The 14,019-nt window shown below is 41.2% G+C and carries 12 protein-coding genes; 3 read left to right on the top strand and 9 right to left on the bottom strand.

Going from position 1 to position 14,019, the window contains the following annotated elements; all coding sequences use genetic code 11:
• Positions 1–22: 22 nt before the first annotated feature.
• The 3 genes from HHA43_RS09595 to HHA43_RS09585 all read right to left on the bottom strand — a co-directional run bounded on the left by HHA43_RS09595 (position 23) and on the right by HHA43_RS09585 (position 2,896).
• Positions 23–1,258, bottom strand: a complete 1,236-nt coding sequence (locus HHA43_RS09595) for a dihydroorotase (RefSeq protein ID WP_168542518.1) — start codon at positions 1,256–1,258, stop codon at positions 23–25.
• A 10-nt stretch (positions 1,259–1,268) separates the two neighbouring features.
• Positions 1,269–2,285 (bottom strand): aspartate carbamoyltransferase catalytic subunit, encoded by a 1,017-nt coding sequence (locus HHA43_RS09590; protein WP_168418983.1) that lies wholly within the window; start codon positions 2,283–2,285, stop codon positions 1,269–1,271.
• 230 nt (positions 2,286–2,515) lie between these two features.
• Complete coding sequence (locus HHA43_RS09585) at positions 2,516–2,896, bottom strand: hypothetical protein (RefSeq protein ID WP_168542516.1); 381 nt, start codon at positions 2,894–2,896, stop codon at positions 2,516–2,518.
• Positions 2,897–3,280: 384 nt separating this feature from the next.
• Here HHA43_RS09585 and rlmKL point away from each other — a divergent pair, with 384 nt between their 5' ends.
• On the top strand, positions 3,281–5,485 hold the full coding sequence (gene rlmKL / locus HHA43_RS09580; protein ID WP_168542514.1) for a bifunctional 23S rRNA (guanine(2069)-N(7))-methyltransferase RlmK/23S rRNA (guanine(2445)-N(2))-methyltransferase RlmL: 2,205 nt from the start codon (positions 3,281–3,283) through the stop codon (positions 5,483–5,485).
• Between the two features lie 69 nt (positions 5,486–5,554).
• Here the strand turns inward: rlmKL and HHA43_RS09575 are convergent, their stop codons facing one another.
• From HHA43_RS09575 to HHA43_RS09565, 4 genes are all read right to left on the bottom strand, one after another.
• The gene (locus HHA43_RS09575) at positions 5,555–6,394 is read right to left on the bottom strand and encodes a DUF945 family protein (RefSeq protein ID WP_228284175.1); all 840 of its coding nucleotides are present in this window, start codon (positions 6,392–6,394) and stop codon (positions 5,555–5,557) included.
• Positions 6,343–6,837 carry a YdgA family protein gene (locus HHA43_RS13235; protein WP_228284174.1) on the bottom strand — a complete coding sequence of 165 codons (495 nt, stop codon included), beginning with the start codon at positions 6,835–6,837 and terminating at the stop codon, positions 6,343–6,345. Before HHA43_RS13235 ends, HHA43_RS09575 begins: the two co-directional genes overlap by 52 nt.
• A gap of 227 nt (positions 6,838–7,064) precedes the next feature.
• Positions 7,065–9,644 carry an ATP-dependent chaperone ClpB gene (clpB, locus tag HHA43_RS09570; protein ID WP_168418987.1) on the bottom strand — a complete coding sequence of 860 codons (2,580 nt, stop codon included), beginning with the start codon at positions 9,642–9,644 and terminating at the stop codon, positions 7,065–7,067.
• 301 nt (positions 9,645–9,945) lie between these two features.
• The gene (locus HHA43_RS09565; RefSeq protein ID WP_168418988.1) at positions 9,946–10,368 is read right to left on the bottom strand and encodes an OsmC family protein; all 423 of its coding nucleotides are present in this window, start codon (positions 10,366–10,368) and stop codon (positions 9,946–9,948) included.
• A gap of 148 nt (positions 10,369–10,516) precedes the next feature.
• On the opposite strand from HHA43_RS09565, the gene crp reads away from it, so the two are divergent.
• Together crp and HHA43_RS09555 are read left to right on the top strand one after the other, a co-directional pair.
• Entirely contained in the window at positions 10,517–11,221 is a 705-nt protein-coding gene (crp, locus tag HHA43_RS09560; protein ID WP_167845925.1) for a cAMP-activated global transcriptional regulator CRP, read from the top strand.
• A 203-nt stretch (positions 11,222–11,424) separates the two neighbouring features.
• Positions 11,425–12,474 carry an NADP(H)-dependent aldo-keto reductase gene (locus HHA43_RS09555; protein WP_168526155.1) on the top strand — a complete coding sequence of 350 codons (1,050 nt, stop codon included), beginning with the start codon at positions 11,425–11,427 and terminating at the stop codon, positions 12,472–12,474.
• 194 nt (positions 12,475–12,668) lie between these two features.
• On the opposite strand, the gene HHA43_RS09550 is transcribed toward HHA43_RS09555, so the two are convergent.
• Complete coding sequence (locus HHA43_RS09550; RefSeq protein WP_168542512.1) at positions 12,669–13,451, bottom strand: M48 family metallopeptidase; 783 nt, start codon at positions 13,449–13,451, stop codon at positions 12,669–12,671.
• A 156-nt stretch (positions 13,452–13,607) separates the two neighbouring features.
• The gene (locus HHA43_RS09545) at positions 13,608–13,916 is read right to left on the bottom strand and encodes a hypothetical protein (protein WP_168542510.1); all 309 of its coding nucleotides are present in this window, start codon (positions 13,914–13,916) and stop codon (positions 13,608–13,610) included.
• Between the last annotated feature and the right edge of the window lie 103 nt (positions 13,917–14,019).

Raw genomic sequence — 14,019 nt, 5'->3', positions numbered from 1 at the left:
ATAAAATATCAATCAGAGCAAATTAAGCTGTAAAAACGCGTAATGCCTTGCCTTTCACCACTTGGTTAATTAAAGGCGTATTTTTACCTTGTGACACAATTGTTTCTTTGTTCAGTGTCCATTCCACTTCAGGATCAACCAAGACCCAACCTGCTTCTTGTTCCCAGCGACTTTGCATTTTTGCCACACGTGCAGGAGCAAGCGTCACTTTTTCCACCCATTCCAACGGACTGAACAAGCCTTCTTGAATCAACTGAATTCCAAATGGAATATAGGTATCAAAGGCAGTGAAACCCGACAAGGTATCAGCAAATGGCGCCATTTTGGCAGAACTGTTTAATGGTTCGTGGTGGGTACAAATTGCATCAATCACACCATCTTTTACGCCTTGACGTAACAAGTCTTTGTCTTGCTCTGAACGTAATGGTGGACGCACATGCGCCAAAGAGTTAAAGCCATCAATAATTTGATCGGTTAAATGCAATTGATGCATCGCCACATCACAAGTCACTGGTAAACCTTTGGCTTTGGCATTTTTAATCAGCTCGACTGATGCCCCGCATGACAATAAACCAAAGTGTGCACGTACGCCTGTAGCTTCAATCATGAGTAGATATTTAGCAATTGCCACGGTTTCTGCCAAAGTTGGAATCATAGGCAAACCCTGACGTGATGCAATAAAGCCTTCATGCACACATCCATCTTTAGCAATTTGCGGTTCTTCGGCATAAAACACCACGGTCATGTCCAAACCTGCAGCATATTCCAGTGTGCGAATCACGACATCATCATCTTCAAAAGGCGCATTGGCATTGGACACTGCACTACAGCCGCCTTTTTTCAGTCCCGCCATATTGGCAGGCTGCTTGCCGTTTAAACCTTGAGTTTGAGCACCAATCACTTCTAAATAAATGCCGCCATCCAACATGGCTTTTTCGACCAAACCATGAATAAGTGCGCCGTTATCTTGCACAATGGGTTTAGAATCAGGTGGGGTAAATAAGTGCAGGATGCCATTTTCACGGGCAGCCTTGCCTTCAGATTTGAGTGTGCCGTGCTGTTGCTGACCAGGTTCACGTAAACGTGCGCATAAATCCACCATGGTTGGCATGAGCCATTGGCCTTGGGCATCAATGCTTTCGCTAATATCTGCACTTTCTGCAACCAACTTGCCATTTTCAAGATATACTGTTTGCACGCGATCAATTTGCTGGATTGGGTCAAGCACACGTACATTTTCAATTTTTACAATCGCCATGACTTTTTCCTTATACCGCAATCGCGTCAATCAAACCTTGTTCTTGCAACTGACCTTGCATCGCCAAAGCCAATACCGCCATACGCACCGCAATGCCGTTGGTCACCTGATTTAAAATCACCGATTGAGGGCCATCGGCAATACTCGAATCAATTTCTACGCCACGGTTCATTGGGCCAGGATGCATCACAATACAATTTGGTTTGGCAAGTGCCAAACGCTCTTTGTTTAAACCGTACATTTTGTAGAATTCGGCTTGTGAAGCGAGTGCAGGCGAATCAATACGTTCATTTTGAATACGCAGGGTGATAATTACATCGCAATCTTTAATGCCATCTTCCATTTTGTTAAATAAACGCACACCAGCGCCATATTCATCAAAACCGTAAGGTAATAAGGTATTCGGTGCAATCACGCGAATATCTTTACAGCCTAAAGTTTGTAAGGCTGCCACATCAGAACGTGCAACACGTGAATGTTTAATATCACCAATAATCGCCACGCTTAATTCTTCATAAGGACGTTGTGTTTCACGGCGAATCGTCAACATATCCAACATGGCTTGAGTCGGATGCGCATGACGGCCATCACCTGCATTAATAATGGCAACATTTGGGCATACAGTTTTGGCAATAAAATGTGCCGCACCTGAAGAAGAATGGCGTACCACGAAAATATCCGCTGCCATCGCCTCTAAGTTCCACAAAGTATCACGTAAAGTTTCACCTTTAGAGGTACTTGAACGGGCGATATCAATATTGAGTACATTGGCAGAAAGACGCTTGGCTGCGGCTTCAAATGTGGTGCGGGTACGGGTAGAGTTTTCGAAGAACAAGTTCATCACCGTACGCCCTTCCAGCAAATTATTGGTGATCAGTTGATTTTGTTCATTGAAAAAGGACTGTGCTGTGTCCAGAATTTTAGTAAGGGTTTCTTTGGAAAGACCTTCGATGGTCAAAAAGTGTTTTAAATGCCCATCTTTATTCAATTGAATCTGGCTCGGAGTATGCAATGCCGCCAAATGCATGAGAGATTCCTTATACGTTAAGTTAACGCATTATACAGAAATTGATTTATCAAAGCAGTGCCCGTTGGCGTGATTTCAGCAAAAGAAATGGATGATTTTAAAAATTAAGTCAGTGCTATACATCTAGACTTTCAATGAAAAAACTCGCTTGCTAAAACTCAGCACTCTCTTTGCACTTCAAATTTCAGATCTTTTTGGAAGCAAATCGAGTGCTCGACGCCAAATGCCTTCTAGCGTAATGCACCAATATAATGGTGTGCGACCTGTGCCTGATAAATTTCTTCTTCTGTTGGTTCGTGCGTCTCTTCTAAACTGTCTGTTAGCTCCTCATTATCTTCTTTTTTATCTATGCTCAGATCATTTTGAATATCATTGCCAAGATCATACTGCGGTGCCAATTTCACTAATATTGCTTCCAAACGGGATATATGATGATGCAGTTCGGCGTCTTGTGTCGCCAAAGCCAACTGCACCACATAACGTGCATAATCGGTATTTTCCACTAAATACATCACATCTATTACACGTCCACTCACACGTCTTAAACGGGTATAAATTAAAGTCGCAACCGAAAAAAGTTCACTTTGACCAAGCGCATGCAATGTACTCATCTGAATATAACCCCTTAAATTTTTTTGCTTTTAAAATGCTTTTTTCATTTGCATGATGTTCAGTATGCAACTCACATTTACGCACGCAAATACGATGTGTATTTGCAGCTTGAACTCATGCCACCAAGTATTAGCAAGATGCGTACCAATCATGTGAATATTCAGATATCTAAAAACCAATAAAAAGCGTTAAGCATAAAATGTGATGAACTTAACTCAGATCTAATGTGTAAATTTTCGCTATATCAATGATGACTGCAGAATTTAACCAAGATGCTTATTCAACACTGTTTAAAATTCTGCTGAATTCAGGCTAAATCACTAAGTTTTACCACACAAAATACGTTAAAATAGCCGATTGCTGAATTGCTTTTGGAAATTTTCATGAATTCGAAACCCCGTCTTTCTACATATTGGGTCACCTGTGCAGATGGACTTGAAACCTTACTTCAAGAAGAAATGCAAGGTTTAGGTATTCCAAATATCGAACGTTTACCGGGTCGTTTAATTTTCAAAGGCACACTCGAAAATGCCTACCGTGTCTGCATGTGGTCACGTCTGGCTTCTCGGGTACTCACCCCTATTCATACCCATGAAATTGAATTCAGTCACGATGCACGCGATGTTGCCGAAGAGCTCTATGAAGGTGCGCTTAGCTTTGACTGGTCACTGATTTTTGCACCACAAAGTACATTTGCAGTGCGTTTGCATATCGAACGTGACATTAAAGTAAATAGCCAGTTTGCAACTTTACGCGTTAAAGATGGCGTAGTGGATTCATTTATGGACGCTGTGGGCAAACGCCCAAGCATCGACATCAAACAGCCAGAAATTACGCTGTATGTTTTAGCAGGGAAAACTGAACACACCTACTGTTTAGATTTATCGGGCGACTCGTTGCATAAACGTGGTTATCGTCGTTTTATGACCGATGCGCCAATCAAAGAAAATCTTGCAGCAGCAATTCTGCAAAAAGGTCAATTACAACACATTCAGCCTGACATCATTTTAGATCCGATGTGTGGTTCAGGTACTTTTATTATTGAAGCTTTAATGATGCTGACTGACCGTGCGCCAGGTCTAGTACGTCGTTTTGGTTTTAATGGTTGGCAAGGTCACGACCATGAATTATGGATGAACATTAAAGCTGAAGCAGCAGAACGCCATCAAACAGCATTACAACAACCGCTGCCTAAATTCTATGCTTTTGATGCAGACTGGGAAGCAGTCAAAGCCACCAAGCAAAATATTATTGCTGCCGGTTTTGAAAACTTGCTCGATCAGATTCAAATTGAAGAACGCACTTTGGCCGACTGGCCAGATTTCCAGGCGGAAGGTAAAAAAGCCTTTATTGTCACCAACCCACCTTATGGTGAGCGTTTAGGTGATAAAGCCTCGAACCGTGCCTTGTATTTGGGTTTATCTGCCCTATTGCAAAAACATTTCCCAAATCAAAAAGCAGCTGTAATTGCTGCACAGGTCGAACAAGCCGATGTACTGGCATTTAATGACCCTCAAATTCTACGTTTGATGAATGGTAAACTGCCAATTTACGTACGTTTTGGGACAATCAAACCTGCAACAGTAGCACGTCCATTCTTAGCTGACTGGCAACCTCAGCAATTTGAACCGATTGAAGGTGCAGAAGACTTCACTAACCGATTGCAGAAAAATATGCAAAGCCTGAAAAAATGGGCTGTGAAAGACAACGTCTATTGCTTACGTTTATACGATGCAGACTTGCCTGATTTTAATGTCGCAGTCGATTTATACGGCGATCGTTTGCACGTACAAGAATATGCACCACCGAAAAAAATTGATCCTGAAAAAGCCAAAAAGCGTTTTAATCTTGCATTACAAGCAATTCGTGCTGTAACGGGCTTAGGCCGTGATGCTGTATTTATTAAGACACGTGCCCGCCAAGAAGGTAAAAATCAGTACACCAAACAAAGTACTGCTTCTAAGCGTTTTATCGTGCAAGAAGGTCAAGCGAAAATTTTGGTCAACCTGACGGATTATTTAGATACAGGTTTATTCCTAGACCACCGTCAAATGCGTTTACGCATTGCCAAAGAAGCACGTGGTAAGCACTTCCTAAATTTATACAGTTACACCTCAACTGCAAGTTTGCATGCTGCACTTGGCGGGGCTGCAAGCACCACCAGTGTCGATTTATCTAACACCTATTTAAACTGGTCTAAAGAAAACTTCGTACTGAACGGTTTGACTGTAGACCATGCAGATGAACAGCATCAATTCTTTGCTAGCGACTGTTTTGAATGGCTCAAGGAAGGCCATGAGCAATATGAACTAATTTTCATTGACCCGCCAACCTTCTCGAATTCCAAAAAATTCTATGGAACCTTTGATGTACAGCGTGACCACGTATCTTTAATTAAGCGTGCCATGAACCGTCTAACCACAGGCGGCACGCTGTACTTCTCTAACAATTACCGTGGCTTTGAAATGGATGAAGAAATTGAAGCTATGTTTGATGTGCAAGAAATTAGCCATGAAACCATTGGTCCAGATTTCAAACGTAACACTAAAATCCACCGTGCTTGGAAAATCCAACATCCACCTGTTTAAGCAAAACGATTGCTGATAAAACAAAGCCTGTTCAATTGAACAGGCTTTGTTTTTAAGGAATAGATAAATTTATTGCGGTGTTAAAAACTTCTTTTCACCATATTGATAATGCATAGACAATTTAAACTCATCACCATCGCGATGAATTTGCTGGCTGCTTTGCATCGCACTCAGCATTTGCTCCAACTCCTGATATGACATGCTTTTACCTGCTGCACGCATATAGTTATTCATCATGGTTTTAACCACTTGCTTATTAAAGCTTACATCGGTTTGTGCCTCTAATAAGCTTGGGAACATTTTTGCCAAACCTTCTAAGGTGGTCTGATGCCCTGGCATCACTTTGCCAACAACATCTGCCTGAATACTACCAGTACCTAATTTCAGCTGATTGTGCTTCGATTCAAACTTAAAACCATCATTAATGATTGCAATCATTGCCTGTCTTGCATCTTTTTCAAAGTTTTCTGCTTCTAAGCAGGAGTTGCTTTGTTTTTGAATAATATCAAAGAAGGTCTGCGTTTTCGTGCGTTGTAAGTCTTTAACATCCCAATTGAACTGCAAATCTTGCATTGCGGGTACATTGTCTAAACCCAATTCAGCAATTTTGAATTTGGATTGAATATCAACTGTACGTTCATGCAATTGCGTATCCATACGCCAACTTAGATTTTTCATTTGCCCTGAAGCGTGTGCTTCACGGTCTTGGCGCTGCATTTCAGCAATATTAAATTGGAAATAACCTGGCTCTAAAGCCTGAGCATTCAAGGCTTGATTGGTTTTAAAATGCATACCTTTCAATTGGGTATTTCCAAATTCATCACGTATGCTTAAGGCTGGCAAATCAAGACTCATATTTAAGATTTTATGCTGTCCCTGTACTTGTTTGGCCTGAAACTCAATTTGCATTGGCTCAATTTTAGTATGAAACGCACCCTCTTTTTTTCTATAACAGGTGTTTTTAATTGTGTGGTCGATACCCCAAGCCAATTGACGTGAGTCGTCACCTTCAAAGGCTGTTTAAAAAATTCTGCGTATGCACCCGTTCCCTGCACTAAATCAAGTTGTGAATGAATGGTATAGCCTTTCCATGTACGCTGAATTTGATCGTCACCATTAAACACTAATTTTTCTTTGGCATTACATGGGTCAGGTACAAAGCTCGCATTCCATTTTGCAGAGCCTTGCAAAGCGCCCATTTTATAATCTGTATATTGCACATTCATATTCGGTGCAGGTTTTAAACTTTGCTGATAATGCGCATTTAGACTTTTATCGGCATACAAATTGCCCGCAGCGACAGCCCCCGCCAACACCACAAGCCCCATTCCACCCCATACTATTTTTGACATAGATTCTGCTCAGAATTTATCTATTCTTATTGAACAAAAATTATAATTAATTTAAACAAAAAAAGATAATTGTTTTGCAAATAAATCACTTAAATATAATATCCATCACAAAATAATTAAAATAGCTGTCATTTTTAACCAAAAATTTTACTTATGTGACCTAAATTGTCAGTTACAAAAAACCCAGCCGAAGCTGGGTTTTCTTAAAATAATTAACAGACGCAGCATTAGCTGAGTTTCATTTTCTCAAACACCAATTGCCCTGCTTCAGCTTTAATTAAAATCGTATCGCCTGCAACAAAATCACCTGCTAAGATTTTTTGCGCCAACGTATTTTCAACTTGTTGCTGAATTGCACGTTTCAATGGACGTGCACCATAAACAGGGTCAAAACCTGCATCAATCAATTGATCAAACGCAGAATCGTCTATCGACAAACTCAAATCGCGCTCGCTTAAACGTGCACGTAAGCGATCCAATTGAATATCGGCAATACCACGAATTTGTGCTTTTTCCAGTGAATGGAACACCACCAATTCATCAATACGGTTAATGAACTCGGGACGGAAATGTTGTGATACAGCAGCCATTACCACGGTGCGTACTTCCTCACGGCTTGGATGATCTCCCAATTCACGTACATCATGCGAACCAAGGTTAGAGGTCATCACAATCACGGTGTTTTTAAAGTCCACCACACGGCCTTGAGAGTCGGTTAAACGCCCATCATCCAACACTTGCAGCAAGATGTTAAACACATCAGGATGGGCTTTTTCCACCTCATCAAACAACACTACACTATATGGCTTACGACGGACTGCTTCGGTGAGTACCCCACCTTCCTCATAACCCACATAGCCTGGAGGTGCACCAACCAAACGGCTCACTGAGTGTTTTTCCATAAATTCAGACATATCAATCCGAATCATGGCATCATCGCTGTCAAACAAGAAGTTTGCCAAAGCTTTGGTCAGTTCTGTTTTACCTACCCCTGTCGGGCCAAGGAACAAGAACGAACCACTTGGGCGGTTAGGGTCAGACAGCCCTGCACGTGAACGACGTACCGCATTCGACACTGCTACCACAGCTTCTTCTTGCCCAACAACACGTTTATGCAAGAAGTCTTCCATGTTCAGCAGTTTTTCACGCTCACCCTGCAGCATTTTCGATACAGGAATACCCGTTGCAGCACTGACCACTTCTGCAATTTCATTGTCTGTCACTTTGTTACGCAATAATTTTGGCTCTTCTTTCTCTTCAACCAACTCATCTTGCGCCAATTGTTTTTCCAATTCAGGAATCACACCGTATTGCAAACGTGACATTTCAGCCAAGTCATTTTCACGCTGTGCTTTTTGCAATGCCATACGCGCCTGATCAAGTTGAGTCTGAATTTGCTTGGTGCCTTCAACTAAGGTCTTTTCAGCTTTCCAGACTTCTTCCAAATCATTGTATTCTTTCTGAACTTCAATAATTTGTTTTTCTAAATGCGCAACTTCGGCACGGCTACCAGCATCTTCATCTTTCTTCACTGCTTCAAGTTGCAGCTTTAGCTGAATCAAACGACGCTCTAATTTATCTAAAGCTTCAGGTTTAGAATCTAGCTCCATTTTAATTCGTGAAGCGGCCTCATCCACCAAGTCAATGGCTTTGTCAGGAAGCTGACGGTCTGTAATGTAACGATGCGACATTTTAGCGGCTGCAATAATCGCAGAGTCTAAAATTTTCACCCCGTGGTGCACTTCATAACGCTCTTTCAGACCACGTAAAATTGCAATGGTGTCTTCTACACTTGGCTCATCTACCAATACTTTTTGGAAACGACGCTCCAAAGCAGCATCTTTTTCAATATATTGACGATACTCATCTAAAGTCGTTGCACCTACACAGCGCAACTCACCGCGTGCCAATGCAGGTTTCAACATGTTGCCTGCATCCATTGCACCATCACCTTTACCCGCACCCACAAGCGTATGCAATTCATCAATAAATAAGATGACTTCGCCTTCTTGTTTGGCCAAGTCTTTCAGTACCGCTTTCAGGCGTTCTTCAAACTCACCACGATATTTCGCACCTGCCAATAACGAGCCTAAATCTAAAGATAAAACACGTTTGCCTTTTAAGCTTTCAGGCACTTCACCATTCACAATACGCTGTGCCAAACCTTCAACAATTGCCGTTTTACCTACACCCGGCTCACCAATAAGCACAGGGTTATTTTTGGTACGGCGTGACAACACCTGAACTGTACGGCGAATTTCATCATCACGGCCAATGACTGGGTCTAGCTTGCCCGCCAACGCACGTTCGGTTAAATCAATGGTGTATTTATTGAGTGAGTCACGTTGATCTTCGTGATTATTGCTCATGACTTTTTCATCCCCTCTAATTTTGTCAATCACGCTACGCAAACTGTTTGAAGTCACACCCACACTGTTAAGTAGTGTTTTGGTTGCGCCCACTTCAGCCAAACCAAGTATTACCCAATCGGTCGATAAAAACTCATCACCTGCTTTTTGGGCAAAGCTGTCTGCCAAATTCAGCGCTTTAACCGCTTCTGGGCTTAAATTAATATCACCTGTTGGATTGGCCAAAGTTGGTGCATCGGCAATCGCTTGCTGTAACTTGCTTTGCAAATCACGCAAATTTGCACCTGCTTGTTGTAATAAGCTGATATTGGACGCTTCTTCAAGCAAAGTCGCTAATAAATGAATACCCTCAATGGCGGTATGGTCTTTCCCCATCGCGAGAGACTGGGCATCAGATAGGGCTTGCTGTAAGCGGTTGGTAAACTTTTCAAAACGCATTCTTGTTATTCCTCACAACAAATTGTGTACTTGATGGATATATGGGAACGCTGATGTAAATTTCAATTAAATTTTTATATATTTTTCAAAATCTTAATTAAAATTAACAGATAGATTTTAGTAATAATATTGGACTGATTAGTGTAGATTTCAAGTTTAATCTGGTAATTTTTTATAATGTGGATTTAATCAATATACAGTTGTATATCAATAATTTAATAAGGAGGAAGTGGTGAAATATACAATTTGAAACAATGATTGGCATAAAATACCAATCATTGACTGACTATCTAGTCATAACTCATTCTTGTTCGATAACTTCAAAATCGTGGCTAATTTCTACACCACCATCTGACAGCATTTTACTTGCAGAACAGTACTTTTCTGCAGAAAGTTCAACAGCCTTGGCAACCTGCTTTTCCTTGACTGCCTTGCCTTTGACCACAAAATGTAAGTGAATTTTAGTAAAAACTGCAGGGATGCTATCGGCACGTTCAGCCTTCAACTGACATTCCACATGGGTCACTTCTTGGCGCGATTTCTTTAAAATAGTCACAATATCAAACGAAGCACACCCACCAAGTCCCATTAAGATCAGTTCCATAGGACGTGGTCCACGGTTTTCACCACCATATTCTGCAGATCCATCCATCACTACAGAATGACCACTTTCCGATTTGGCTTCAAAAGCAACGTTCTCTAACCATTGAACACTTGTTTGCATTGCAACTACCTAAAAAAAGCTATAAATTTACACGGGTATTTGTACACTAACATAACTTGAGTTGATAAGGAATTTCATCTCTACTGTGTGACAAGTTCAGACTAGGTCTTGTGCGATCTATTATTTATCCATTTTCGGAACCGTTAGCATGACTTCAAACTTTTCGCAGCTTAGCACCGATGCATTGTCCCCAGGGCAACTGCCGGACTCGGTGAAAGCATTATTAAAACGTGCGTACATCAACCGTTATCCAAAACGGACAACTATTGTTGATGCGGGGACTGAATCTAAATCGTTGTATTTGATTTTAAAAGGTTCAGTATCAATTATTCTTCGCGAAGATGATGATCGTGAAATTGTGGTTGCGTATTTGAATCCAGGTGACTTTTTTGGGGAAATGGGCCTGTTTGAATCAAATCCACAACGTACTGCAGAAGTTCGTACACGTGATGTGTGTGAAATTGCGGAAATTACATACGAAAATTTCCACGAACTTAGCAAACAATATCCAGATTTAAGCTATGCAGTATTTGCACAGTTGGTACGTCGCCTAAAAAATACTACACGTAAAGTGACTGACCTTGCCTTTATTGATGTGTCTGGTCGTATTGCACGTTGTTTGATTGACCTTTCTGCACAGCCAGAAGCTATGATTTTACCAAATGGTCGTCAGATTCGCATTACACGTCAGGAAATTGGCCGTATTGTGGGTTGTTCACGTGAAATGGTTGGTCGTGTACTGAAAACGCTTGAAGAGCAAGGCATGATTGAAACTGATGGTAAAGCCATTCTAATTTTTGATGCTTCTTTGGAGCAAAATGAAGCCACTGATGGCGACTTTGATGACGAATAAGCCATACTCATGCTAAGTAAAAAGCAAATCTTCGGATTTGCTTTTTTATTGCCTGCATAAAACTTATAGCCATTTTCAAATATAAAAATACAATTCTTACGACCATTACAAAGCATCAGCAATTTTAACTGCCACAAACGGTTCAAAATGGTTTAGCCTCTTATAACATCACTTCATAAATATAATCTTGAGCGAGAGGCAATATGCAATTTAAACCATTGGCAAAGACGGGTATTTTAGTTCCAGAAATCTGCTTGGGCACCATGACCTTTGGTGAGCAAAACACGCTATCAGATGCCTTCCAACAACTGGATTATGCCTTGGAACGTGGCTTGTATTTTTGGGATACCGCAGAGATGTACCCTGTTCCACCCAAAGTAGAAACCCAAGGAGCGACTGAAACCATGATTGGTCACTGGCTGCACCAACGTGGCGGACGTGACAAAATATTTCTAGCCTCAAAAATTGCAGGGCCATCACAAGGTGGTAGCCATATACGAGATGGCAAAACCCGCTTTAATGCGCAAGATATTCGCTCAGCCTTGGATGGCAATTTAAAACGCCTACAAACCGATTATATCGACTTATACCAACTACACTGGCCACAACGCCCAACCAACTTTTTTGGCAAGCTTGGGTATGGCAACCCAGAAGCACAGAATACCCAGGAAGTCACCGACTTGGCCGAAACCTTAACTGCATTGCAGCAGGAAATTGAAAAAGGGCGAATTCGTTATATCGGTCTATCCAATGAAACTCCATGGGGCACCATGAAGTTTTTACACTTGGCAGAACAGCTTGGTTTAAGCAAATTCGTGAGTGTGCAAAACCCTTATAACCTGCTCAACCGTAGCTATGAAATTGGCATGTCTGAAATTGCCCATTATGAAGGTGTAGGACTGCTTGCCTACTCTCCTTTGGCTTTTGGTTATTTAACTGGTAAATTCCGCAACGGCGCACGTCCTGCCAGTGCACGCGTCACTTTATATTCACGTTTTAGCCGCTACAGCAACCCTGAAAGTGAATGGGCTACAGAGCAATATGCTCAACTTGCAGAGCAGCATGGCTTGAGCTTAACGCAAATGGCATTAGCCTTTATTAAGCAGCAATTTTTTGTGACCAGTACCATTATTGGAGCAACCACTATGGCACAACTTAAAGAAAATATTGATGCGTTTGATGTCAATTTATCTGAAGAAGTGCTACAGGGCATTGAAGCGATTCATCGTCAGCAACCAAATCCAGCACCGTAATTTCATTTTAAGCACTGCTTTAAAATGAAATTAGAAATTGAAGTAAATAAGTGAGCTGGCGTTTAAATTGAAAACATGAGTTCAGCTATAACGCACCATTTTTATATTGTTTAAAGTCAAAAATTTAAAAAAAGGATGCGCATTTCTATGCACATCCTTTCTTTGATTCATCTGTCTTACTGACTAATGTTATCTTAGCGGCGGTTTTGGTTATAAATTGCCTGAGCTGCAGGTAAGTTTTTACGCATCGCCTCAATACGCTGACTGTTCGATGGGTGCGTTGATAAGAACGATGCACCACCGCCACCTTCAAGTTTGTTCATTTTTTCCCAAAGGGTAATAGCAGCTTGCGGGTTATAACCTGCACGCGCCATAAGCATTAAGCCACCCTGATCGGCACGACCTTCCAAATTACGTGAATAAGGCAAGCCTATGCCAATTTGAGTACCTAATTGCGCTGCAGCAGCACCCAATTGACCGACGTTGTTACCCGCTGCACTTAAGCCAACATTCAACGCCAAGTTTGTTAAAGCTTGCGCACCAATTTTACTTTTAGCGTGTTCTTCTAGTGCGTGCACCATTTCGTGCCCCATAATTGCAGCAATTTCAGCATCGGTCAAATTCAGTTTGTTGACAATACCTGTATAGAACACAACCTTACCGCCAGGTGCAACAAAAGCGTTTACCTGATCAGACTTAAGCACCGCCAATTGCCATTGGAAAGGCTGCCCTGTTTGGCTCATTTGATTGGCATGTGGAATTAAGCGCTGAAAAACAGTGTTAATACGCTTATACGTAGTCGAGCTAGTATCTAACTGATTCTTTGTACGTGCATCTTGCACCATCGCGTTATAGCTTTTAGTTGCCGTCGCATTCAAGGTTGCAGTATCTGCTCCCGCCATGTCTGCAACAGTAGTACACCCAGAAATTGTGATTGCGCCTGCGGCACATAAACTCAACATCAGTTTTTTGTTCATTATAATAATCTCCGCCTTACGAGCTATCTTCATATCAATCAATTATATGAAATCAATTCAAGGCTTTAAATCTATAATCGCTTCATAATCATATTATTTATGTAAACGACACCTAAGCTCTGTACAGATTATATATCTGCATAAGCGTTACAAGAATTAATACAAGAACTGATAACAGAGCCAAAACACCAAACAAAAAATATTTAAGCCCAAGTAGATTTTAGACACTACTTCTACTTTTTCTTCCATTTCTGGATTTTTACGTTTGTAGAGCAAGTACGCATTTTGAATCAGAATCAGTGGAACTAAAATGCAGGCAAAAATGACACTCAAACCAATGAAGGCTTGGTACATAATATTCGGATCATGCTTTTGCGATAAAATCAGCATCATGGCAATGGTCGGTGCTCCACCCATTGCAAATAACAGCGAATAAAAAATCGTACTCGTAATATTTTTATGCATCCTGCATAACCTTAATTAAATTTAATTTTCTAAAAGGCATTGTAACAAGCCACCCTGCGCTGCACAGTGCTTGTCACATGCAACTTTAGTCTTGAAAAAATAG

The organism is Acinetobacter sp. A2, from assembly GCF_012371325.1.
Classification (GTDB): Bacteria; Pseudomonadota; Gammaproteobacteria; order Pseudomonadales; family Moraxellaceae; genus Acinetobacter.
Note: the sequence above shows the minus strand (reverse complement) of the source record. Positions and strands in the feature narration are given on the sequence as shown.